The 21,961-nt window shown below is 63.7% G+C and carries 21 protein-coding genes; 8 read left to right on the top strand and 13 right to left on the bottom strand.

Translation table 11 applies throughout. The annotated features are described in order from the left end of the window. Nucleotides 1-4: 4 nt before the first annotated feature. Nucleotides 5-1,510 carry an indoleacetamide hydrolase gene (gene iaaH / locus ACOZJV_RS23840; RefSeq protein ID WP_421548646.1) on the top strand — a complete coding sequence of 502 codons (1,506 nt, stop codon included), beginning with the start codon at nucleotides 5-7 and terminating at the stop codon, nucleotides 1,508-1,510. 16 nt (nucleotides 1,511-1,526) lie between these two features. Here the strand turns inward: iaaH and ACOZJV_RS23835 are convergent, their stop codons facing one another. The 3 genes from ACOZJV_RS23835 to ACOZJV_RS23825 all read right to left on the bottom strand — a co-directional run bounded on the left by ACOZJV_RS23835 (nucleotide 1,527) and on the right by ACOZJV_RS23825 (nucleotide 3,851). Further along, complete coding sequence (locus ACOZJV_RS23835; RefSeq protein ID WP_078471954.1) at nucleotides 1,527-1,823, bottom strand: cupin domain-containing protein; 297 nt, start codon at nucleotides 1,821-1,823, stop codon at nucleotides 1,527-1,529. A gap of 66 nt (nucleotides 1,824-1,889) precedes the next feature. Beyond that, on the bottom strand, nucleotides 1,890-2,174 hold the full coding sequence (locus ACOZJV_RS23830) for a putative quinol monooxygenase (RefSeq protein ID WP_078471953.1): 285 nt from the start codon (nucleotides 2,172-2,174) through the stop codon (nucleotides 1,890-1,892). Between the two features lie 57 nt (nucleotides 2,175-2,231). Beyond that, nucleotides 2,232-3,851: an FMN-binding glutamate synthase family protein gene (locus tag ACOZJV_RS23825; protein ID WP_078471952.1), complete on the bottom strand. Its 1,620-nt coding sequence runs from the start codon at nucleotides 3,849-3,851 to the stop codon at nucleotides 2,232-2,234. A 313-nt stretch (nucleotides 3,852-4,164) separates the two neighbouring features. Here ACOZJV_RS23825 and ACOZJV_RS23820 point away from each other — a divergent pair, with 313 nt between their 5' ends. From ACOZJV_RS23820 to ACOZJV_RS23805, 4 genes are all read left to right on the top strand, one after another. Beyond that, complete coding sequence (locus tag ACOZJV_RS23820; protein ID WP_201127672.1) at nucleotides 4,165-4,431, top strand: type B 50S ribosomal protein L31; 267 nt, start codon at nucleotides 4,165-4,167, stop codon at nucleotides 4,429-4,431. A gap of 174 nt (nucleotides 4,432-4,605) precedes the next feature. Continuing rightward, nucleotides 4,606-5,970 carry an HD domain-containing phosphohydrolase gene (locus tag ACOZJV_RS23815; protein ID WP_421548803.1) on the top strand — a complete coding sequence of 455 codons (1,365 nt, stop codon included), beginning with the start codon at nucleotides 4,606-4,608 and terminating at the stop codon, nucleotides 5,968-5,970. A gap of 57 nt (nucleotides 5,971-6,027) precedes the next feature. Further along, complete coding sequence (locus ACOZJV_RS23810; RefSeq protein WP_201127664.1) at nucleotides 6,028-6,462, top strand: NUDIX hydrolase; 435 nt, start codon at nucleotides 6,028-6,030, stop codon at nucleotides 6,460-6,462. Between the two features lie 145 nt (nucleotides 6,463-6,607). Next, nucleotides 6,608-7,114, top strand: coding sequence for a GNAT family N-acetyltransferase (locus ACOZJV_RS23805; protein WP_201132059.1), 507 nt, complete (start codon nucleotides 6,608-6,610; stop codon nucleotides 7,112-7,114). A gap of 39 nt (nucleotides 7,115-7,153) precedes the next feature. On the opposite strand, the gene metR is transcribed toward ACOZJV_RS23805, so the two are convergent. Then, on the bottom strand, nucleotides 7,154-8,071 hold the full coding sequence (metR, locus tag ACOZJV_RS23800; RefSeq protein WP_078472054.1) for a transcriptional regulator MetR: 918 nt from the start codon (nucleotides 8,069-8,071) through the stop codon (nucleotides 7,154-7,156). 107 nt (nucleotides 8,072-8,178) lie between these two features. On the opposite strand from metR, the gene metE reads away from it, so the two are divergent. Both metE and ACOZJV_RS23790 read left to right on the top strand, forming a co-directional pair. Beyond that, complete coding sequence (gene metE, locus ACOZJV_RS23795; RefSeq protein WP_421548645.1) at nucleotides 8,179-10,491, top strand: 5-methyltetrahydropteroyltriglutamate--homocysteine S-methyltransferase; 2,313 nt, start codon at nucleotides 8,179-8,181, stop codon at nucleotides 10,489-10,491. Nucleotides 10,492-10,711: 220 nt separating this feature from the next. After that, entirely contained in the window at nucleotides 10,712-11,725 is a 1,014-nt protein-coding gene (locus tag ACOZJV_RS23790) for an alpha/beta fold hydrolase (protein ID WP_178102976.1), read from the top strand. A gap of 24 nt (nucleotides 11,726-11,749) precedes the next feature. Here ACOZJV_RS23790 and ACOZJV_RS23785 read toward each other — a convergent pair whose 3' ends face one another. From ACOZJV_RS23785 to ACOZJV_RS23760, 6 genes are read right to left on the bottom strand one after another with little or no spacing between them, the layout of a single operon-like run. Then, entirely contained in the window at nucleotides 11,750-13,147 is a 1,398-nt protein-coding gene (locus ACOZJV_RS23785) for a sigma-54-dependent transcriptional regulator (protein WP_201127661.1), read from the bottom strand. Then, nucleotides 13,137-14,909, bottom strand: a complete 1,773-nt coding sequence (locus ACOZJV_RS23780) for a sensor histidine kinase (protein ID WP_078471947.1) — start codon at nucleotides 14,907-14,909, stop codon at nucleotides 13,137-13,139. Before ACOZJV_RS23780 ends, ACOZJV_RS23785 begins: the two co-directional genes overlap by 11 nt. Further along, on the bottom strand, nucleotides 14,906-16,033 hold the full coding sequence (locus tag ACOZJV_RS23775; protein WP_078471946.1) for a GNAT family N-acetyltransferase: 1,128 nt from the start codon (nucleotides 16,031-16,033) through the stop codon (nucleotides 14,906-14,908). Before ACOZJV_RS23775 ends, ACOZJV_RS23780 begins: the two co-directional genes overlap by 4 nt. A 14-nt stretch (nucleotides 16,034-16,047) precedes the next feature. After that, nucleotides 16,048-16,911, bottom strand: coding sequence for an alpha/beta hydrolase (locus ACOZJV_RS23770; protein WP_421548644.1), 864 nt, complete (start codon nucleotides 16,909-16,911; stop codon nucleotides 16,048-16,050). After that, nucleotides 16,908-18,302, bottom strand: a complete 1,395-nt coding sequence (locus ACOZJV_RS23765; protein ID WP_078471944.1) for an aspartate aminotransferase family protein — start codon at nucleotides 18,300-18,302, stop codon at nucleotides 16,908-16,910. The genes ACOZJV_RS23770 and ACOZJV_RS23765 overlap by 4 nt, the downstream gene beginning before the upstream one ends. Next, a complete protein-coding gene (locus ACOZJV_RS23760; RefSeq protein ID WP_201127655.1) occupies nucleotides 18,295-19,002 on the bottom strand; it encodes an MtnX-like HAD-IB family phosphatase in 708 nt (235 codons plus the stop codon). The genes ACOZJV_RS23765 and ACOZJV_RS23760 overlap by 8 nt, the downstream gene beginning before the upstream one ends. Before the next feature lie 229 nt (nucleotides 19,003-19,231). On the opposite strand from ACOZJV_RS23760, the gene ACOZJV_RS23755 reads away from it, so the two are divergent. Continuing rightward, entirely contained in the window at nucleotides 19,232-20,002 is a 771-nt protein-coding gene (locus tag ACOZJV_RS23755) for a MipA/OmpV family protein (RefSeq protein ID WP_421548643.1), read from the top strand. 27 nt (nucleotides 20,003-20,029) lie between these two features. Here the strand turns inward: ACOZJV_RS23755 and ACOZJV_RS23750 are convergent, their stop codons facing one another. Genes ACOZJV_RS23750 through ACOZJV_RS23740 form a run of 3 tightly spaced genes read right to left on the bottom strand, consistent with a single transcriptional unit; the run spans nucleotide 20,030 to nucleotide 21,753 of the window. Beyond that, nucleotides 20,030-20,431 (bottom strand): EamA family transporter, encoded by a 402-nt coding sequence (locus tag ACOZJV_RS23750; protein ID WP_078471941.1) that lies wholly within the window; start codon nucleotides 20,429-20,431, stop codon nucleotides 20,030-20,032. Between the two features lie 30 nt (nucleotides 20,432-20,461). Beyond that, nucleotides 20,462-20,836, bottom strand: a complete 375-nt coding sequence (locus ACOZJV_RS23745) for an EamA family transporter (protein WP_078471940.1) — start codon at nucleotides 20,834-20,836, stop codon at nucleotides 20,462-20,464. Beyond that, nucleotides 20,833-21,753, bottom strand: a complete 921-nt coding sequence (locus tag ACOZJV_RS23740; protein ID WP_421548642.1) for an arginase — start codon at nucleotides 21,751-21,753, stop codon at nucleotides 20,833-20,835. The genes ACOZJV_RS23745 and ACOZJV_RS23740 overlap by 4 nt, the downstream gene beginning before the upstream one ends. Nucleotides 21,754-21,961 lie beyond the last annotated feature (208 nt).

Raw genomic sequence — 21,961 nt, 5'->3', positions numbered from 1 at the left:
GTTGATGAATACCCGACTCTGCCTATTGGCGCTTGGCCTGTTGGCCAGCGGTGCCACGCCTGCTGTCGAAGCGCCGCTGGACCTGCTGTCGTTGAGCGCTGAACACACGGCCCGTGCGATCTGCGAGGGCCAGGTCTCGAGTGCGACGGTGGTGGCTTTCTGGCTGGCCCGTATCGAGGCGCGACCCGAGCTCAACGCTTTTATTTCATTGGCGCCGCAGGCCGCGCTGACCCAGGCGCGTGCCGCCGATGCGCGCTTGGCCGCGGGCCAGGGCTGCCTGCCCCTGGGCGGCGTGCCCATCGCCATCAAGGACAATATCCAGGTCAAGGGCTTTGCCAACAGCGCGGGCACTCCAGCGTTGGCCGGTTTCTTTCCGGCCCACAATGCGCCGCTGATCGACAGGCTCCAGGCTGCCGGCGCGATTGTGCTGGGCAAGACCAACATGCACGAACTGTCATTTGGCGCGAGTGGCTACAACCGGGCGTTCCATGGGGCAACGGTGGGCGTGCGCAACGCATTCGATCCATCGCGGATTGCCGGTGGCTCATCTTCAGGCAGTGCGGCGGCGCTGGGCGCGCGCCTGATCCCGATCGCCATGGGCACCGATACCGGCGGCTCATCGCGCGAACCCTGCGCCCTGAATGGCTGCGTCGGCTTTCGCCCGACCGTGGGTCGCTACAGCGGCCAGGGCGTCACGCCGATCTCGCCGCGGCGTGACACCCCTGGCCCCATGGCCAATTCCCTGGGCGACATTGTGCTGCTCGATGCCATCCTCAGTGGCGCCCCGGCACTGGCCGCAACGCCTGTGCCCGCGTCACACATCAGGCTGGGGGTGGCGGATTTCCACTGGGCCGACCTGGACCCTGAAGTCGCCGCCCAGGCCCGGGCAGCCCTGGAAAAACTGCGCCTGGCCGGGGTGCAGCTGGTGCCGGTGGCCATGCCCGGGCTGGCCCAATTGCATGCCAAGGTCGCGCTGCCGGTGGTGATCATGGAGACGCGCCAGGCGCTGACCGCGTATCTGCACGAGCAGGCCACCGGGGTGTCGTTCGAGGCTTTGGTCGAGGGCATCGCCAGCCCCGATGTCCAGGCCATCTTTACCCGGATGATCGTGCCCGGGCGGGTGCCGGGGCCGGACGGGCAATTGCAGCCCGGTGCCGAGGCCTATCAGGAGGCAATCACTCGCCACCTGCCGGCCTTGCGCGAGCTCTATCACAGCGTTTTCGCCGATCACCAGCTGGATGCGCTGGTCTTCCCCACGGTGCCCGAGGTGGCGATCAAGGCTGACGAACAGGCCAGCAGCGCGCAGCATTTTGCCCGGATCATTCGTAACACCGACCCCGGCAGCCAGGTCGACATGCCCGGCCTGAGCCTGCCAGTGGGGTTGGGGGCGGACAGCGGCTTGCCTGTGGCCATGGAGATCGATGGCTTGCCGGGCAGCGACGCGCGCCTGCTGGCGATCGGCCGGACCCTGGAGTCAATCTGGGGCCCCAGGCCGCTGCCTGCCGAGTAGCGCCGAGGGTTGCGCGCTACAGGTCAATGATCACCAGGGTGCCATGGCTGCCAGCCAGCACCGCGTGGGGCACGCCGGCTTCCACCAGGTACATCTGGCCAGCCTCCACGGTCACCGGCTCGCCGGCCACCGTCAGTTGCAGGCAGCCGCTGGTGACCAGCAGGCCTTCGTTGTAGTCGTGGGTTTCTTCGATGTAGGCCTGCGGGTCCATGCGCAGCACCTTGATGCGTGCGGGGCCGACCTGGCCAAGCACTTGCGAGCGCCAGGTGCCCGGCAGTTGGCTGGCCAATGAGTCAAAGGGTAATAACGGCATGGGGTCACTCCGAAAGGGGCAGGGGGGGCGGTGCTTTCGGTGGTCCGGTCAGCGTAAGGGGGCGTATCAGAACGGGTTCATCAGCAGCACCCGGCAGTCCCGGGCCTGGAACTGATTGATCTGCGGCACCAGCCGGGTGAAGTGCTCCGTCCGGCAGTGGGCATCCAGTGCTGCCTGGTCGGGCCACAGCTCGATAAAGATAAAGTGCCCGGGGTCTTTCTGGTCGACAAACAGCTCGTAGGCAATGCACAGCGGTTCCTGGCGGGTTTTTTCCACCAGCTCGGTGTACCACGGGCGTACGGTGTCGAGGTGTTCGGGGAGGATGAAGTCTTCAGCGATGACTTTGAGCATGGCAATCCTTGTCGCTGCGCCCGACCCTTGCGGGGCGGGCACACGTAATCCGGTCAATCAAGCTGCGGCTTGTTCATTGGGTTCGAAACTGTCGGCCCGCGCCATCTGCCACATGCGCGAGTAGAACGCGCCGTCCACCTCGCCGGTGAGCAATTCGCCGGGCTTGAGGAACACATGCAACTGCGAGAACAGTTTGATTTCGGTGGCCGACATGCGCCGCACCAGGTGCTTGGCTTCCAGTTGCGAAGGGTGGTCGAGGCCGGCGGCAGCAAGCATCTCGGCCAGGGCCTTGAGGGTGTTGCGGTGGAAGTTGAACACCCGCTGGGCCTTGTCCGGCACCACCAGGGCGCGCTGGCGCAGGGTGTCCTGGGTGGCGACACCGGTCGGGCATTTGTTGGTGTGGCATGACTGCGACTGGATGCAGCCGATGGCGAACATGAAGCCGCGCGCCGAGTTGGCCCAGTCGGCACCGATGGCCAGCACGCTGGCGATGTCGAAGGCGCTGACAATCTTGCCGCTGGCACCGAGCTTGATCTTGTCCCGCAGGTTCAGGCCCACCAGGGTGTTGTGCACAAACAGCAGGCCTTCGCGCATCGGCACGCCGATATGGTCGGTGAACTCCACGGGTGCCGCGCCGGTGCCGCCTTCCTTGCCGTCGACCACGATAAAGTCCGGGAGGATGCCGGTTTCCAGCATGGCCTTGGCGATGCCCATGAATTCCCAGGGGTGGCCCAGGCAGAACTTGAAGCCCACCGGCTTGCCGCCCGAGAGTTCGCGCAGCTGCTGGATGAACTGCATCAGCTCGATCGGCGTCGAGAAGGCGCTGTGACGTGACGGCGAAATGCAGTCCTCGCCCATCATGATGCCGCGGGTCTCGGCGATCTCCTCGGTGACTTTGTGCTTGGGCAGAATTCCGCCGTGGCCGGGTTTAGCCCCCTGGCTCATCTTGATTTCGATCATCCGCACTTGCGGGTTCTGGGCCTGCGCGGCGAAGCGGTCCGGGTCGAAACGGCCGTCGGCGGTGCGGCAGCCGAAGTAGCCGCTGCCCAGTTCCCAGGTCAGGTCGCCGCCGTTTTCCCGGTGGTAGGGGCTGATGCTGCCTTCGCCGGTGTCATGGGCGAAGTTGCCGAGCTTGGCACCCTGGTTGAGGGCGCGGATCGCGTTGGCGCTGAGGGAGCCGAAACTCATGGCCGAGATGTTGAACACCGAGGCCGAATACGGCTGGGTGCACTGCGGGCCGCCGACGATCACGCGAAAGCTGCTGGGGTCGCTCAGGGGCGCCGGGCGCATGGAGTGGCCGATGAATTCGAAGCCCGACTGGTACACATCGATCAGGGTGCCGAAGGGTTTGTCGGCGCTTTCATTCTTGGCCCGGGAATAGACCAGGGAGCGCTGGGCCCGGGAGAAGGGCAGGGCGTCGCTGTCGGACTCCAGCAGGTACTGGCGGATTTCCGGGCGGATGCCTTCCACCAGGTAACGGATATTGCCCAGGATCGGGTAGTTGCGGCGCACCGCATGGGGGCTTTGCATCAGGTCGAAAATACCCAGCAGGCTGAGCAGGCCAGTGACCAGGGTGATCGGCCACAGCCAGTCGTGTTCAAGAAAGGGCAGGCTGGCGAGGGTAAAGATCACACAGGCGGCAAAGAAGGCGTAGCGGCTCAGGAGTGACAGGCTCATACGGTTTCCTTGGGTTCGGACTCATCAATCCAGTCAGGCTCGGGGCCTGTGGAAATAGGCAGACAACGGGGGCCGGAACGGGGTGTCCAGCTTGTCGCGGTCGGGGCGCTCAGGGTGTTTCACGGTGTTGGCGAAGGGTGGAGCTTACGAGTGATCTCCGTCTCGGGGCAACCCGCTGGCGTCTGTCCTGCGGGTTTCGGTGGTCGGATAGACGATTTGCTTTGGCGCTTATTGCAATCGGTTCTCGTTTGGGTGAGCGCTATATGTTACTGTATAACGTATTAATCACATGCCAAGCCCTCGGAGGCCACAGATGAAACCTGGAATCCACCCCGCCTACCGCACCGTGCTGTTCCACGACACCGCAGCCGATGTGTTCTTTTTGATCGGCTCCACTGTCGACACCGATCGCACCCTGGCCCACAGCGATGGCCAGACCTACCCCTATGTGACCCTGGACGTGTCCAGCGCCTCGCACCCGGTGTACACCGGCCAGCAGCGCAAGACCCAGTCCGAAGGCCGTATCGCCGGTTTCAACAAGCGTTTTGCGTCCTTCGGTTCGGGCGGCAAGAACGCCTGAACCAGTTGCCCCGGGAGCACTGCGGTGGCAGCAGTGCGCTCGGGCGTGCGGATCAGTGGTATTAAAAAGCCATCATTGCTTGCCGAAACCTGGCTACGCTTAGCTCAAACAACACGGATTGCTGTTGCCCTTCCAATAAGGATCAGTGCATCGATGTTGACCCGAGGTGTCGCCATGGGTGAGCACAGCGTTGCCATTTCCACACCAGCGTCCGGCGTGCTGCTGGTTGACGAGCAAGATTCGGTTCTCACCAGCCTGGCTGAACTGCTGAGTGAAGAGCCCTACCACCTTTACCTGGCCCATGGCAGCGCCCAGGCCCTGGAGCTGATGGCGCAGCACCCGATCGACCTGGTCATGAGCGCCGCGCACCTGGCGCAGATGGACGGTGCCAGCCTGCTGGCGCGCATTCATCAGGACTATCCCCAGACCATTCGCATTCTGCTGACCGGCGATCCGGACCTGGCGCTGATCGTCAAGGCGATCAATGAAGGCCAGATCTACCGCTACCTGAGCAAACCCTGGAACGACCAGGAGATGCTGCTGACCCTGCGCCAGGCCCTGGCCCATCAGCACAGCGAGCGTGAGCGCCAGCGCCTGGAAACCCTCGCGCAAACCCGCAACGGCGAACTCAGGGCCCTCAATAGCCAGCTGGAAAAACGCGTCGCCGCCCGCACCGCCGAGCTGCAGCAGACCGCCGACATGCTCGACCTGGCCTATGAGGAGCTCAAGCACAGTTATGCCACCGGCACCGAGCTGTTCTCGCTGCTGGTCAACCAGCGCCTGCCACCGGCCAAGCAGACCAACCGCCAGATCATCGAGCTGGTGCGCGCCTACTGCAGGGTGCACGCCCTGGACGAAGGCAGCAGTCGGGACCTGGCCATGGCTGCCGCGCTGTACAACATCGGCAAGTTGAGCTGGAGCGACAGCATGATGAGGTCCCCGGCGGACCTGATGCACCACCACGACCGCGAGCTGTACCGTACCTATCCGAAGCAGAGCGAATCATTGTTGATGACCCTGGAGCCGATGCAGGATGCGGCCCGGCTGATTCTTCACCATCAGGAGCACTGGGACGGCAGCGGCTTCCCCGATCACCTCAAGGGCGAAGCCATCCCCTTTGGCTCGCGCTTGCTCAAGCTGGCGGTGGATTTCATCGAATTGCAGCGCGGGCTGATCCTCGAGCGGCAGATGAACAGCGACGAGGCCCTGGTGTTTATCCGCAAGTACGCGGGCAAGTTCTATGACCCGCAGTTGGTCGAAGACTTTGTCCAGGTGTGCGCGGTCTACCTCACGGACGTGACCCTGGGCGACCCCTCGGTCAAGGTTCTCGGCACCCGGGAACTGCAAGCCGGAATGCTGCTGGCGCGCAACCTGAACGCCGACAACGGCATGCTCCTGCTCAATGCCGGCAAGGTGCTCAACCTGCCCCTGGTGGACAAGCTGATTGCCTTCGAGACCATGGAGGGCGCGCGCTACAGCGTATTTGTCAGGGTGGCCCAGGAGCAGTCCGGCAGCGAAAAACCAGCCCTGGCGCCGTGACGCGAAGGGGCCGTGCGTGGGATCCTTGTGCCTTTCATTCAAGGCCGACCCGCTCCCATGACTGCCTGCACCGACTCCAAGAACGCCATTATTCACATCGCCGCCGGCCTCCTGCTCAGGCCGGATGGCCGCACGCTGCTGGTACGCAAGCGCGGAACCCAGGCCTTTATGCAGGCGGGGGGCAAGATCGAAGCCCGCGAATCACCGGCCGTCGCCCTGGCGCGGGAGTTGGAGGAGGAACTGGGCTTGCAGGTGGATCCGGCCCAGGCGCGCTTTCTCGGCCAGTTCTCGGCGCCCGCGGCCAACGAGCCCGGTTACGTGGTGCAGGCCGAGGTGTTTTTGCTGGAGATCGACGCCGAAGTGGCCCCGGCTGCAGAAATCGAGGAGGTGTGCTGGGTCGACCCGCACAGTGATATCAACCTGCACCTGGCGCCATTGACAAGGGATCTGATCCTACCGTTTTATCGTGCCTCGCTGACACCCCCGGCCTGACCTGGGCCCTCGCCGAGGATTGCCATGATTTCACGCCACGATGACCTGATCTTCGCCGCCGCTTCATTGCTGACGCTACTGGCCGCCCCGGTCTTGCGCCTGCTGCCCGCGCCGGGTCGCGGAACCTGAGCCCGCCGTGAGCGACGTGCTTATCCAGCGTCTGAACGGGCGCCACGCCGCGCAATATCGGGCGTTGTCCCTGGAAGCCTACGCGCGCCATCCCCAGGCGTTTGCCTCCAGCATCGGCGACCGTGCGGCGATCCCCCTGGCCTGGTGGGCGGCGCGCCTGGACGATGAGTTGGACCTGCTGCTGGGGGCGTTCGAGGGCGAGGTGCTGGTGGGGATTGTCGGCCTGGCCCTGGAGCTTGAGGCGCACGCCCGGCACAAGGCGACCCTGTTCGGTCTGTATGTGAGCCAGGCCTGGCGTCAAGGCGGGGTGGGCTACCAACTGGTGCAGGGGGTTCTCGCCGAGGCGCGCGAGCAGCCGCAGGTGCGCCTGATTCAGCTGACCGTGACCGCCGGCAGCGACGCGGCCATCGCTTTGTATCGTCGCTGCGGTTTTATGCAGTCAGGCCTCGAATCCCTGGCAGTGCGGGTCGGCGATGACTACTTCGACAAAATCCATATGTGCCGCGAAGCCCGCGAGCTTTAGCGGCACCCGCCGCACACCGCGCCACCGGAAATGCCCGGATCAGCGAACGGCGCTGACCCCGTCCAGGGTCGAGAACGAGGTGTCCTTGGCCGTCAGCAGGAAGTCGCGCATGTAGGGCGCATCCAGCATGTCGGCGCGAATCGCCGCATACAGCGTGGCGAACAAGCCCTTGTCCCCAAGGCGCTTGGCCTTGACGTAACCCCGCGAGCTGTATTCATGCAGCGCCCAATGGGGCATGCCGCACACGCCGCGCCCACTGGCCACCAGTTGCATCATCATCACCGTCAGTTCCGAGGTGCGCACTTGCGCCGGCTCGACGTCCGCTGGCTCCAGGAAGCGGGTGAAGATATCCAGACGATCGCGTTCGACCGGGTAGGTGATCAGGGTTTCGTTGATCAGGTCCTCGGGCACGATGTAGGCCTTGCTTGCCAGCGAGTGCTGGTTGGCTACCGCGAGCATGGCTTCGTAGGTGAACAGCGGCACGTAGGTGATGCCCGCCAGTTCCAGCGGGTCGGAGGTCACCACCAGGTCCAGGTCGCCCCGGGCCAGGGCTGGCAAGGGCGCAAAGGAAAACCCCGACGCCAGGTCCAGTTCGACTTCCGGCCAGGCGTCGCGGAACTGGTCGATGGTCGGCATCAACCACTGGAAGCAGCTGTGGCACTCAATGGCCATGTGCAGGCGTCCGGCGGTGCCGCCGGCCAGGCGCGCGATATCACGCTCGGCGCCGCGCAGCAGGGGCAGGGTGGCATCGGCCAGTTGCAGCAGGCGCAGGCCGGCGCTGGTGAAGCGTACCGGCTTGGTCTTGCGCACGAACAATGGCATGCCCATGCGCTCTTCCAGTTCCTTGAACTGGTGGGACAAGGCCGACTGGGTCAGGTGCAGGCGCTCGGCGGCTTCCACCAGGCTGTCGGATTCACGCAGGGCGTGCAGGGTCTTCAGGTGACGGATTTCGAGCACCAGGTTCTCCATGAGTAAATTTTGTGATCAACACGAAAAGGTTGAGTTTGTCTCATGTTGGGCTGGCTGTCGACAATGGCGCCATCTTTTACAGGGAGGAACACCTCATGGCCTTGGCCCACACCCTCGGTTTTCCACGTATCGGCGCTGACCGCGAACTGAAAAAAGCCCTCGAATCCTATTGGAAGGGCGACCTTGAACAGAGCGCCTTGCTGAGCGTCGGCCGTGAGTTGCGGGCCCGGCACTGGCAGTTGCAGAAAGCCGCAGGCATCGATTTGCTGCCGGTGGGCGATTTCGCCTGGTACGACCAGGTGCTCACCCATTCACTGAGCTTCGGCGTGATTCCCGAGCGTTTTGCCAGCACCCAGGACGGCCAGGGCCTGCCGACCCTCGACACCCTGTTCGCCATGGCCCGCGGCGCCACCACCGGCTGCTGCGGCGGCGAGCATGGCCAGGCGCAATACGCCCAGGAACTGACCAAGTGGTTCGACACCAACTACCACTACCTGGTCCCGGAATTCAGCGCTGACCAAGGGTTCAGCCTGAGCTGGAACCAGCTGTTCGACGAAGTCGACGAAGCCCACGCCTTGGGTCACCAGGTCAAACCGGTGATCATCGGCCCGCTGACCTACTTGTGGCTGGGCAAGGCCAAGGGCAATGAGTTCGACAAACTCACGCTGCTGGAGCGCCTGCTGCCGCTGTACGGCGAAATCTTCAAGCGGCTTCAGGCCCAGGGCGTGGAATGGGTGCAGATCGACGAGCCGATCCTGACCCTGGACCTGCCCCTGGAATGGAAAAGTGCCTTCGAGCGCGCCTATCACATCCTTCAATACTCACCGCTGAAAAAACTGGTGGCGACCTACTTCAGCGGCCTGGAAGACAACCTTGGCCTGGCCGTCGGCCTGCCGGTGGACGGCCTGCACATCGACGCCGTGCGGGCCCCGGAGCAATTGGGCCAGGTACTGGATCGCCTGCCGACCTACAAGATTCTGTCGGTGGGCCTGGTCAACGGGCGCAACGTCTGGCGCTGCGAGCTGGAGCAGGCCCTGGAGCAACTGCAAGTGGCCCAGGAACGTTTCGGCGACAACCTCTGGGTCAGCAGTTCCTGCTCGTTGCTGCACAGCCCGGTGGATCTGGGGCGTGAAGACCAGCTCGATACCGAGTTGAAGAGCTGGCTGGCGTTTGCCGTGCAGAAGTGTGGCGAAATTGCCGTGCTGCGTGATGCGCTGAACGATCCACAGGCCGCCAGCGTTCAGTCTGCCTTGGCCCAAAGTCGTGAAGTACAGGCCAGCCGGGCGCGTTCGCCGCGTATCCACAAGGCCCAGGTCCAGGCCCGCATCGCCGCGATCCGCGAGGCCGACAGCCAGCGCCAGTCACCCTTTGCCCGGCGCATCGACGTGCAGCGCGCACGCTTGCAGTTGCCGCTGTTCCCGACCACCACCATTGGCTCCTTCCCGCAGACCGCCTCGATCCGCCTGGCGCGCCAGTCCTACAAGCAGGGCAAGTTGTCGGCCAACGACTACACCGATGCCATGCACAGCGAGATCCGCCACGCGGTGGAGGTCCAGGAGCGGCTGGGGCTGGATGTGCTGGTGCACGGCGAGGCTGAGCGCAATGACATGGTCGAGTACTTTGCCGAGCAACTGGACGGGTATCTGTTCACCCGCTTCGGCTGGGTCCAGAGCTACGGTTCGCGCTGTGTGAAACCGGCGGTGATCTACGGTGACCTGAGTCGGCCCAAGGCCATGACCGTGGACTGGATTCAATACGCGCAGAGCCTGACCGACAAGGTGATGAAAGGCATGCTCACCGGTCCCGTGACCATGCTGATGTGGTCTTTCCCCCGCGAAGATGTGTCGCGCAAGGTGCAGGCGCAGCAACTGGCCCTGGCCCTGCGGGATGAAGTGCTGGACCTGGAAGCCGCCGGGATCAAGATCGTGCAGATCGACGAAGCGGCGTTCCGCGAAGGCCTGCCCCTGCGCCGGGCGCAGTGGCAGGAGTACCTGGACTGGGCGGTGCAGGCGTTCCGCCTCAGTGCCAGCGGGGTGCAGGACCAGACGCAGATCCACACCCATATGTGCTACAGCGAATTCAACGACGTGATCCAGTCGATTGCCGCCATGGACGCCGACGTGATCACCATCGAGACCTCGCGCTCGGACATGGAGCTGCTGGAGGCGTTCAAGGCGTTCGACTACCCCAACGACATCGGGCCAGGGGTGTATGACATTCACTCGCCACGGGTGCCGGACACCGCGGAAATGGTCAAGCTGATGAGAAAGGCGGTCAAACGCATCCCTGCCGAACGGTTGTGGGTCAACCCGGACTGCGGCCTGAAAACCCGCGCCTGGCCCGAGACCGAAGCGGCCCTGATCAACATGGTCGCCGCCGCCCGGCAACTGCGCAGCCAGTTGGGTTGATTACACCCGTTGGAACACCGGCGCCGGTACGGGCCAGCGTCCGAACTCGGCCCGAGCCTATCGGCAGCGGCTACAAGGTGTCGTCGAAAGACGACCGCTGGGCAATCTTCATCAAACTGTCACGCAACTGTGGCAGCGCGCTTGAACAGACTTCATCAGACTCGCGCTCTACTGGGGTTCTGCGTTTCGGTGTTTGTTCATGCGGGTACGATTCTTTTCAATGATGCTGTTGCTGGCCGGGCTGACGCTCGGCCAGTTGTCTTTTGGCGCTTCGCGTTGCGACGTCAATGTCCCCACCCAACGGGTCGAACTGGAGCAGGTCAGCCTGGCGTACCAGAGTATCGGCCGTGCCTCGGACCCGGCGTTATTGCTGGTGATGGGCCTGGGCGGGCAACTGATCCACTGGCCCGACGAGGTGGTGGTCGCCTTGTGTCAGCAGGGGTTTCGGGTGATCCGCTATGACAACCGCGACGTGGGCCTGTCCACCTGGCGCCAGGTGCCGGACAGCGCCAACCTGACCTTCGAGGTCCTGCGCTACAAGCTCGGCCTGCCGGTGGCGGCGCCTTACACCCTGACGGACATGGCCGACGATGCCCTGGGCCTGATGAATGCCCTGCATATCGAGCAGTTTCATGTGCTGGGCGCGAGCATGGGCGGGATGATCGCCCAGCACCTGGCGGCCATGGCGCCGCAGCGGGTGGAAAGCCTGACCTTGATCATGACCAGCTCCGGCGCCGAAGGCCTGCCCGCGCCCAATGCGGCGCTGGTGCAGTTGCTCTCGCGACGCGGTGCGCCAAACCGCGCGGTGGCCCTGGAGCAGCAGGCCGATTTACTGGCGGCCCTGGGCAGCCCCGAAGTCAGTGACGATCGCCAGGTGCTGTTGCACCAGGCTGCGGAGTCCTACGACCGTGCATTCAACCCCGAAGGCGTGAAGCGTCAGATCATGGCGATCCTCGCCGAGCCGAGTCGGGTCACCCTGCTCAACCAATTGCGGGTGCCGACCCTGGTGGTGCACGGCACCGCCGACCCGCTGCTACCGGTGATGCACGGCGTGCACCTGGCCGCGCATATCCAGGGCAGCCAATTGAAGCTGATCCCGGGGCTGGCCCATCGTTTCCAGGAGGCGTTCAAGGCGCCGTTGCTGGCGGCGGTGCTGCCGTACCTGCAAGCCCACCGTGAAGACACCTCGCACTGGGCGCAGATCGAACCCCTGGCCGCACCGAACCTGCTGTGAGCAGGGGCGGCCACAGGCTGAGGCTCAGCGAATGATTTTATCGACCTGGATCCCGAGCTTTTTCAGGCGATACCAGAAGCTGCGCTCGGAGATGCCGATCAATTGCGCGGCGGCGGCTTGCACGCCATTGCTCTGTTGCAGGGCGCTGAGGATGTAGGCTTTTTCCACCTCGGCCAGGGCCGCTTCCAGGTCGCTGGGCACGCTGGCCCCTGCGCTCAGTGCGACCCCCGGGGCACTGTCGGCCGGTGCCGGGGTGAACAGGTAATCGGGCAGGTCGTTCTCTTCGATCACTGCACCCTTGGCGACGATGGTCGCGCGTTCGACGCAGTTCTGCAGTTCACGGATATTCCCCGGCCAGCTGTAGTTGGCCATGGCCTGCAGGGCCTGCGGGCTGAAGCCGCTGATGCGTTTGCCGGCGGTGGCGCCCAGGGTATGGGCGAAGTGGCGGGCCAGGGGCGCGATGTCTTCGACCCGCTCACGCAGGGCGGGCAGGGGGATGGGGAAGACATTCAGGCGGTAGTAGAGGTCCTCGCGAAACTCCTTGTTGGCCACCGCTTCGAGCAGGTTCTTGTTGGTCGCGGCGATCACCCGCACATCGACCTTGCGCTCGCGGGGGTCGCCCACCGGTTCGATCACTCGTTCTTGCAGGGCGCGCAATATCTTGGCCTGCAACGCCAGGGGCATGTCGCCAACTTCATCGAGAAACAGGGTGCCCTTGTCAGCCTGCTGGAAACGCCCAACCCGGTCGGCCACGGCGCCGGTGAAGGCGCCCTTGCGATGGCCGAACATCTCGCTTTCCAGCAGCCCTTCGGGAATCGCTGCGCAGTTGACCGCCACAAACGGCCGGCCGGCGCGGTTGCCGTGCTTGTGGATGGCCCGGGCAACCATTTCCTTGCCGGTGCCGCTTTCGCCGGTCAGGAGGATGGTGGCGCTGCTTTCACGCACCGAATCCACGGCTTGCAACACCCGGCGAAAGGTCGGGCTGTCGCCCACCAGACTGTCGATCTGCTGGTGCTCGTCGAGCTCGGCGCGCATGCGCTGGTTGTCTTTGAGGATGTCGCGAAACTGCAGGGCCTTGCTGACGGTGATGTCCAGCTCGTCGATATCGAAGGGTTTGGCAATGTAGTCGTAGGCGCCGTCGCGCATCGACTGCACGGCGTTTTTCACCGTGCTGTAGGCGGTCATCACGATCACCGGCAACTGCGGGTAGCGCAGCTTGATCTCGGCCAGCAGTTGCGGGCCATCCATGCCGGGCATGCGCCAGTCGCTGATCACCAGGTCGATGTCTTCCTGCTCCAGGACCTTGAGCGCGTGCAGGCCGTTGCTGGCGGTAAACACCTGGATGCCGTTCTGGCTCAGGGCCGACGACAGCAGGTCGCAGAGTTTGGGCTCGTCATCGACCACCAGCAGGTTATGCGTCATCAGCGTCCTCTTCGTCATCTTCACCGTTGGCCGGAATGTACAGGCTGAACGTGGCGCCGGCATCTTTTTCACTGCTGCATTCGATGTGCCCGTCATGGTTTTCCATGATCGAGAACACCTTCGCCAGGCCCAGGCCGGTGCCCGAGGCCTTGGTGGTGACGAACGGCGTGAAGATGCGTTCAAGCATGTCCGGCTCGATGCCTTGCCCGGTGTCGGTGACGCTGATGATGGTGTAGTCCTCGTCCTGGGCGATGCCCAGGGTCAGGCGTCCGCCTTCGGGCATGGCGTCTATGGCATTGAGGACCAGGTTCAGGCAGGCCTGCTTGAGCTGGCGTGCATCGGCGTACAGGGTCGCGCCCGGGGCCTGGTCGTCGATCCGCGCATCGATCTTGTGCAGGGCCAGTTCCGGTTCGCAGAAGCCGATCAGTTCTTCCATCAGCGGCCGTGCCGGCTGGGTCGAGCGCATGGGCGCGCTGGGCTTGGCGAAATCGAGGAAGTCGGTGATCAGGTCGTTGATGCGGCTGACTTCGCTGATCACGTATTCCAGGTGGCGCTTATCGCCGTCGGGCAAGTCGGCACGGCGGTGCAGCAACTGGGTCGCGGTCTTGATGATGCCCAGCGGGTTGCGGATTTCATGGGCCAGGCCCATGGCAACCTCGCCCAGGGCATGCAGTCGATCACGGCGACGCAGTTGCGACTCCAGGTGCTGCAACTCGCCCAGGCGCTCGGTCATGTGGTTGAAGGTGCTGCTCAACTCGGCCAGTTCATCGCCGCCGCTGACCGGTACCCGCTGTCGGTAGTCGCCGGCAATCACCGCTTGCACGCCTTTGGACAGGCCGCGCAAGGGCCGGGTCAGGCGCTGCGAGACCAGCCAGCCGACGGCCAGGGAGGCTGCCGAGCTGAGAAGGAAAATCAGGATGAACAGGTTGCTCTGGTTGACCAGCCCCACCAGGCTGCTGTGGCGCAGCAGGCCGCTGAAAATCACCCCCACCAGGTCGCCGCTGTCATTGAAGATCGGCCGATACAGGCCGCTGTAGCGGCTGGTGAACTGTTCGCTGGGCTGGCGCGTGGTGCGCAGGATCGCTTCGATTTTTTCCGGCACCCGGTTGGGGTGATCCTCGAAGCGCTGGGTGGCGAAGATCTCGGCAAAATCGTCGGCCTTGGCCAGGTACAGGCGCAGGTCGAGGGAGTGCACTTCGGCCACGCTGGTGAGGAAGCTGGCATCCAGGTAGGTGGCGATCAGCAGCTGGTAGTCGATGCCATCCAGGGTGGTCTGGAAGGTCGAGACCACCACGCCGGTCGCCACGCCGCCGACCTGGACCGTCTGCAGCACGGCATTGGACGCGGTGCTGATCTGCCCGACGATGTTGTCGGCAGCGGTACTGAACACCACTTTGTGGTCGCTTTTGCGGATCAGCGCCACTACGTCGATACCCATCGAGTCGGCAATGTCGGCGGTCAGCTTGTCGTGCTTGGCCGCATTGCGATCGGTGGGCGGGCGGGTGTAGCGCAGGAACAGCTGGGCGATACGGGCGTTGTCGTGGAGGATTTCGGTGATCTCGTCCTCGACGATCTTGGTCGACTCCTGCAGCCAGATACGCACGTTGCTGTCGAAGATTTCCGACAGGGTGGCCGCTGCCAGCTCGGCGGCGATCATGGTCGGGATCACGCTGACCATCCAGAAGGCCAATACCAGCTTGCGCTGCAGGCTCCAGCGAGATATGGCAAACGGGCGCGGGGGACGGCGTTCTTTTTTGGTCATGAACTTTCGCTTATTGCAGCAGCCATGGCGGGGTCGGATCGATCCGGGCGGACAAACAGTTTTATCAGTTTGAGCAGGGTGTTGAGCAAGGGGTTTCGATGCCGGAAGAACAGCGTATTGCCGGTAAAGGAACAGCCCAGGCGCAGTTTACTGGCGTAGCCGGCCTGGCCACACTCGTACAGCGCAATCTTGTGTTCGATACAGTAGTCGACATTGGCCAGCCAGCTACGCATGTACAGGTTGTGCTCCCGGGTGAGGTCCAGGTCGTGGGCGAAAAACTTGTCGATCAACCGATGCCGGTCGATGAGGATCAGGTTGAACGCCACCAGTTGTTCGTCGATCCAGTACAGCACGCAGGCCGCGCGCTCGCCCAGGTGTTCGAGGATGCCGGTGAAGTAGTCCGCCGGCAGGCGTTCGAATTGCAGGTCGCTGCGCGCCAGCGTCGCCTCATACAGCCGCATGATGTCGGGCATGACGTCGTCGATCGAGCGCCGCCATTCAATCCGCGGGCCCGGCGCGCGCAGTTTGCGCCGCAGGTCCTTGCGGGTGGATTTGCCCAGGGTGCCCAGGTAAGCGTCGATGGAACCAAAGGGAATCGGCAGCAGCGCGCTCGGCAGGCTGGGCATCGCCTGGAAACCTGCTGCCTGGCAGCTGTCGGCCCATTGCCGATCGCTGCTGGGGGCGTCCTTGACCGCCCGCAGGCCGATGCCGAGGGCGTCGGCATCGCGTTGGGCGATCAGCAGCAGGTGTTCCAGCAAGGCCTGGCGCCGTTCGACCGGCACATGGCTGGCGGTGCCGGCATTGCACTGTTCGGCCACCGGCGAACCGATGGCGTACAGGCGCAGTTGCAACAGCCCCGGCCAATAGCGCTGCAGGCGCTCGGTGATGCGCTTGCCGATACCCTGGACCGTGGTGTCGAGCCGATACCCGGTGGTGAAGGCCGGCGCCACCGCCACCAGGGTCGAGCCTTCATAGAGCGCCAGGTAGCGCCATTGGAAGTCTTCGATCCCGGCGTTTTCCACCGCCAGGTAATAGTCCCAGTCCTCCAAGGCATTCGGGAAACAGTCATTCCAGGCACGGCGGTCGATGGCCTGGATGGTCGAATAGGCTTGGGCGGTAATCACGTCTCGTCCTTAAGTTACGCCAGCTGTCGATAGTCTTCGCGCACGGCTGGCGAGTGAGCCTGTTGCTCGATGAACGCGAGGCTTAACTCCACGACCCGACGGTATTGCAGGTCGACTGTGATCATGTGATAGCAGTTGTCGAGGAGGATCTTGGTCACCGGGCCACCGAGTTTGCGTTCCACATAATCGGCGTTCCAGCGGCTGGTGATGTCGTCTTCGATCGAGTGCAGCACCAGGGCCGGCGTGGTGATCGACGGCATGCGTTTTTTCACCACGGCGTTCATCCGATGCAGTTCGCGCACGGTCACCCCCTCCATGGTCAGCAGCCCGGCATTGCTGCTCTCGCCGGCTTTCATCTGCCGCTCGACGATAGCCCGCAGGCGTTGGTTCTTGATGCCGTAGGGCGGTTTTTCCTCGAAGCTGCAGATGTGCACGCCGAACGGAATCTTCATCAGCAACGGGGTCAGGAACGCCAGTTTGTTGATGCTCCAGCCGTCGTACTTGAGGGTGGTCGAATACATCAGCAGGCCGGTGACCTGACCCGGATGCTCGGACGCCACGTACATCGACATCACTGCACCCATGGACAAGCCGCCGACAAACACCTGCTGGTGACGCTGACGCACGCCGACGAAGGTTCTGCGCACCCCCTCGTACCAGTCCTGCCAGCCGGTGGCCTGCAGGTCGCTGTTGTCCCCGCAATGCCCGGCCAGGGTCGGCACGTACACCGTGCAGCCCTGCTTGGCCAGGCCCTGGGCCACCCGACGCAACTCCGTCGGGGTGCCGGTCAGGCCGTGGATCAACAGGACCCCGACCGGACCATTGCCGAGAACGAAGCCTGAGTCGCCTTGACCCAGATCGATCCCTGCCACGTTCACCGCTTCATGGCTCGAACCAGCAACTGCTCAAGCAGCTTCAGGCCCAGGTCGATTTCCGGGTAGCTGATCTCCAGGGACGGTGCCAGGGTGATCACGTTCTTGTAGTAGCCGCCGACGTCGAGGATCAGGCCCAGTTTCCGACCGTCAACCAGCATGTCGCCCTTCATGCCTTCCTCGACCATGTAGTCCAGGGTCGCCTTGTCCGGGGTGAAGCCGTCCGGGCCGCAGATTTCGCAGCGCAGGGCCAGGCCCAGGCCGTCGACATCGCCGATGATCGGGAAGCGCTTCTGCAACTCCTGCAGGCCGTCGAGGAAGTATTTGCCCTTGGCCATGACCATCGCGCCGTAGTCGACTTCGCTGGTCATCTTGAACATTTCCAGGCCGACCGCCGTACCCAATGGGTTGGAGGCGAAGGTGGAGTGGGTCGAACCTGGCGGGAAGATTTTCGGGTTGATCAATTCTTCCTTGGCCCAGATGCCGCCCAGTGGGTTCAAGCCGTTGGTCAGTGCCTTGCCGAACACGATCACGTCGGGTTGCACGTCGAAGTGTTCGATCGACCACAGCTTGCCGGTGCGCCAGAAGCCCATCTGGATTTCATCGACCACCATCAGGATGCCGTGCTGGTCCAGGACCTGCTTGAGCTCGCTGTAGAAGTTCATCGGCGGGATCACGTAGCCGCCGGTGCCCTGGATCGGCTCGACGTAAAACGCGGCGTATTCGCTCTGGCCGACTTTCGGGTCCCAGACACCGTTGTATTCGGTTTCGAACAGCCGGGCGAACTGCTGCACGCAGTGGCTGCCGTACTCTTCCTTGGTCATGCCTTTCGGACCACGGAAGTGGTACGGGAACGGAATGAAGTTGGCGCGCTCGCCGAAGTGGCCGTAGCGGCGACGGTAGCGGTAGCTGGAGGTGATCGACGAGGCACCGAGGGTCCGGCCGTGGTAGCCGCCTTCGAAGGCGAACATCAGGCTCTTGCCGTTGCTGGCGTTGCGCACCACTTTCAGCGAGTCCTCGATGGACTGCGAGCCGCCGACGTTGAAGTGCACGCGGCCGTCGAGGCCGAATTTCTTCTTGGCATCGACCGCGATCATTTCCGAGAGCTCGATCTTGCCTTTGTGCAGGTACTGGCTGGCGATCTGCGGCAGGGTGTCGATCTGCTGTTTCAGGGCGTTGTTCAGACGCGGGTTGGCGTAGCCGAAGTTGACCGCCGAATACCACATTTGCAGGTCGAGGTAGGCCTGGTCTTCGGTGTCCCAGACGTAGGAGCCTTCGCAGCGGCTGAAAATGCGCGGCGGCTCGATGTAGTGGACGGTGTCGCCGTAGGAGCAGTACTTGGCTTCTTTTTCCAGAAGGATCTGGTCTTCTGCGGTGGCAATGCGAATGTCAGACATGATGGAAGAGTTCCTGTGGTTCAGCAGAATTTTCAAGGGAGAAGGTATTGGCGTTGGCGCTGCCGTTAGGCAGTTGGGCCATCAGCGCAGGCAGCTCGGCGAAGGTGTCGAAGCGTGCATAAGGAATTGCATTGCGCTCGCAGTATTCGGCCAGGCGGTCCTTGGCAAAAACGAAGTCGGCGGTGGAGGCCACGCACATGTCGGACTGGCCGTCACCGATCACCAGCACGCGTTTGCCACGCGGGGTGGATTTGCATTTGCAGTTGCCGGATGCCGCACGGCAGGCGTCGCTGGCGTAGGGGAAGTCGATGCGCCAGCTGTTGTGGTCGACCTGGCGCAGGCGGTTGGCAAGGATCGGCAGCAGGCTCACGTAGTTGCGCGCCAGAATCCGGGCGATGCCTTGTTCGATGCCGTCGCTGACCACTTCAATGGAGGCGCCGAGGCCGGTCACATGGTCGACGAAGTCGGGAAAGTCGGGGTCGATTTCGACACTGTCGAAATACCCGAGCAGCTCGGACGGGGTCGCCTTGACCAGCGCCAGTTGGCGACTGAGGCACTCACGGGAACCGATGTGACCGTCGAGCCACTCCTGCTCGATGCTCTCCCAGCTAGGGTCGGCGAAGCGTTGGAGGACGTTGTCGATCACGTCGGTGCGGGTGATGGTCCCGTCGAAGTCACACACGATATGCCAGTGCATCATCTGCAGTTACCTGTTGGATAGGAGCGCTATTTGCGCTTGCCAGAGAGGTAGAGCAGGGACTGTGCCAACTGGAGAAAACCCAGCAGGGCTGGGCTTGCGGCGGCGGTCTGGGCTGTTTTTCAGCTTTGTAGCTACAATTTTTGTAGCTTGCTACAAACAATATCAGTGCTTGCGCAGACACCGACGTCTAGGGATTGATGCGCGCATGTTCAGACAAGGAAATGCACCCATGCCCAGGTTCACACGTTCTGCCCTGTTCGCCGGCCTGCTGGCGTTGGGGGCGGGCTCCACAGCCCTGGCCGACGACGGCATCACCGGACAGGTCGGGCTGGGCGTCGGCTACCAGCCCCACGACCCAAGCGGCAGTCGCTATGAAAGCGTGCCATTGCCGTACTTCGACCTGGACTGGGGTTCGGTCAGCCTCGACACCGATGACGGCCTGACCTGGGATGCTCTGTCGGCCAACGGTTTCAGCGCCGGGCCGTATATCAATTACCTGCCAGGGCGTAACGCCAACGGCTCGCTGCGCGGCCTGCGAGACGTACCGAACATGGCCGACGTTGGGGGTTTTATCGAGTATGCGCCGGACGATTTCTGGCGCGTGTTCGCCTTCCTCGGCCACGCGGTGGCGGGAGGCGATGGTCAGGGCGGGGTGCTGGGCAAGGTCGGTGGCGAGATCGGTTACCCGCTGGGTGCCGGGATTATTGGCAGCAATAACCTGACCGCACACTTTGCCGATGGGCGTCAGGCCCAGACTTTTTTCGGGGTCAGTGGCGACGAGGCCCAGGCCTCCGGCATCGCGCCGTACAACGCCAGTGGCGGTTTGCAGAACGTGACCCTGACCCAGAACCTGCAAATCCCCCTGGGCGGCGACTGGTCGCTGATGACCAGTGCCAGCTGGATTCGCCTGACCCATTCGGCGGCGGACAGCAGCATCGTGCGCGAGAAGGGCCAGGTCAATCAGGGCCAGGTGCAGACCGCAATCAGCTACAAATTCTGAAACGTGCTGGCTGCGGCCAGCGTCGTTTCAGCTTGCCTCGCCCTCGGCCAGCAGGGCGATCCCGCCGATGATCACCAGTACGCCGACCCAGTGCAGCAGGCTGATCTGCTCACCCAGGCCCAGCCAGGAGCCGAGCAGTACCACCACGAACACCAGTGAACTCAAGGGGAAGGCCAGGGACAGGCTGCTGCGTCGCAGAATCAGCATCCAGACGAAAAAGGCGCCGATGTAACAGGCGATCGCCAGCAGGATCCCAGGGTTGGCGGCCACCGCCAGCAGCCATTGCAGGGTGAAGTCCATCTGTCCCAGTTGGTCGCCGGCCACCTTGGTCGCGATCTGCCCGGCGCTTTCAAAGCCGATCAGCAGGGCCCAGAGCACCACGGTGCCCAGGCGCTCGTGGAGCCAGCCGGATGAGGTGGTTGAAGTCATGTAGGGTTCCTTTCAATCGTGAATAGAGGCTCAGGTACTGGCGATGCACACCAGCATCACGCCCAGGGTGATCACCAGGGTGCCGAGCCAGCGCCGCCGGCTGACGTGTTCACCGAGGATGACCTTGCCGGCCAGGACCACGCCGCAATAGGCCAGGGCCGCGGCTGGAAACAGCAGGCTCAGGGGCGCGCGGGACAAGGCTTCGAGCCAGACGAAAAACTCGATCACATAGGCGCCGATCCCGCACCAGAGCAGGGGCGCATTGAATACCTGGCCCCAGAACGCATTGAGGCGAAAGCCGCCTTCGAGTTCGGGCAGGCGGTCCAGGCCGAGCTTGAAACAGAGTTGGCCGATCACATCCAGGACGATGGAAAAGGCCACCAGCAGAACAACGGTCAAGGTCACGGGTACAACTCCTCGAACAGGCTCATCAGCGCTTCATTGGTCACCGAGTTGCGCAGCAGGTCGGCCTGGCTCCAGCGTTCGACAGGCGGTTGGTCGGATGTGGCTTCCCAGCGCTTGAGGGCGTTGCTGAAGGCCGGCGCGGCAAATTCGCCGCAGACATCGATGCCCAGAACCCGTTTGCCCTCGGCCAGCAGGCGCAGCGCCTGCAACAAGTGGCTCAGGCGCATGCCGCCCTGGTCCCAGTTGGTCGCGGCGTCTTCACTGGCCAGCACGTCTTTGTCGATGGTGATCCAGACCGCCTCGGTGGGCAGGCCGGCGATCATCTGAGCGATGAAACCGGGCCAGTCCTGGTCCACCAGGTTGTGCCAGTGCAGATGGTTTTCCCGCTGCTGGTGCCCGGCGCCATCGCCGATCCGGCCCCAGACCTTGGACGGCGCATGCTGCCAGGGAAACAGCTGCAGCTTGCCCTGGCGCAACGCGCCCAGGTTGCCGCCGCGCAGTTGCGGGCTGTCGAGGTCCTCGCTGCACGGCCCCAGGGTGACGATGCGCTGGATGTGGGGCATTTGCAGCGCGCGGTTGACCCAGGAGCCGCAGTGCCGACGCGGGGCCAGTCGCACCCAGTCGGGGTGGTTATCGAAGTGGATCAGGCTCACCGGCTCCTTCAGGTTGGCGAGAAAGGCCGGGGTCAGATGGTGGTAGTCGCCGGAGCCGACAAAGAAGATTTCCGGCTGCGGCCCGTTATGCGCGGGCCGCTGGCCCAGGCGTTCGGTGAAGCGCCGGTAGGTGCGCTCGGTGGACCAGAGCCGCAGTTTCGGGCCCAGGTCCAGCAGGTCCAGGCGCCGCGCCTGACCGTTTTCCAAGCGTCGCGTGACGGCCTCCTGGGCGGTCAGGCTGTGGTCGAGATCTAAAATATTCAACGTGTGATTTACCCATGGCAGCGCCCCGCCAGCGCTGAAACGCAGACCGGCCGGGCTTTCCACGGTAATTGCAAAGACCGGGCCACGTTCGAACGCGCGCCTGGACCGTAGCCGCTGCCGCAGGCCCGGATGAACGCCGAGGGGGTGTCAGGCAGATGAGGGGCGCCAGGTCCGGCCAGCGCAGCCTCGCGGGCTCGGCAGCGGCGAC

Source organism: Pseudomonas sp. QD4 (genome assembly GCF_049199125.1).
Taxonomy (GTDB): domain Bacteria; phylum Pseudomonadota; class Gammaproteobacteria; order Pseudomonadales; family Pseudomonadaceae; genus Aquipseudomonas.
The sequence above is the reverse complement of the archived record's forward strand: the minus strand, read 5'-3'. Positions and strand labels throughout refer to the sequence as shown.

Coding starts and splice junctions, on each gene's coding strand:
- ACOZJV_RS23830 (WP_078471953.1), bottom strand. CDS start 2,174: ATGCTCAAAGTCATCGCTGAAGACTTCATCCTCCCCGAACACCTCGAC.
- ACOZJV_RS23750 (WP_078471941.1), bottom strand. CDS start 20,431: ATGACTTCAACCACCTCATCCGGCTGGCTCCACGAGCGCCTGGGCACC.
- ACOZJV_RS23755 (WP_421548643.1), top strand. CDS start 19,232: ATGCCCAGGTTCACACGTTCTGCCCTGTTCGCCGGCCTGCTGGCGTTG.
- ACOZJV_RS23835 (WP_078471954.1), bottom strand. CDS start 1,823: ATGCCGTTATTACCCTTTGACTCATTGGCCAGCCAACTGCCGGGCACC.
- ACOZJV_RS23785 (WP_201127661.1), bottom strand. CDS start 13,147: ATGACGCATAACCTGCTGGTGGTCGATGACGAGCCCAAACTCTGCGAC.
- ACOZJV_RS23760 (WP_201127655.1), bottom strand. CDS start 19,002: ATGATGCACTGGCATATCGTGTGTGACTTCGACGGGACCATCACCCGC.
- ACOZJV_RS23810 (WP_201127664.1), top strand. CDS start 6,028: ATGACTGCCTGCACCGACTCCAAGAACGCCATTATTCACATCGCCGCC.
- metE (WP_421548645.1), top strand. CDS start 8,179: ATGGCCTTGGCCCACACCCTCGGTTTTCCACGTATCGGCGCTGACCGC.
- ACOZJV_RS23820 (WP_201127672.1), top strand. CDS start 4,165: ATGAAACCTGGAATCCACCCCGCCTACCGCACCGTGCTGTTCCACGAC.
- ACOZJV_RS23780 (WP_078471947.1), bottom strand. CDS start 14,909: ATGACCAAAAAAGAACGCCGTCCCCCGCGCCCGTTTGCCATATCTCGC.
- ACOZJV_RS23815 (WP_421548803.1), top strand. CDS start 4,606: ATGGGTGAGCACAGCGTTGCCATTTCCACACCAGCGTCCGGCGTGCTG.
- ACOZJV_RS23765 (WP_078471944.1), bottom strand. CDS start 18,302: ATGTCTGACATTCGCATTGCCACCGCAGAAGACCAGATCCTTCTGGAA.
- iaaH (WP_421548646.1), top strand. CDS start 5: ATGAATACCCGACTCTGCCTATTGGCGCTTGGCCTGTTGGCCAGCGGT.
- ACOZJV_RS23825 (WP_078471952.1), bottom strand. CDS start 3,851: ATGAGCCTGTCACTCCTGAGCCGCTACGCCTTCTTTGCCGCCTGTGTG.
- ACOZJV_RS23790 (WP_178102976.1), top strand. CDS start 10,712: ATGATGCTGTTGCTGGCCGGGCTGACGCTCGGCCAGTTGTCTTTTGGC.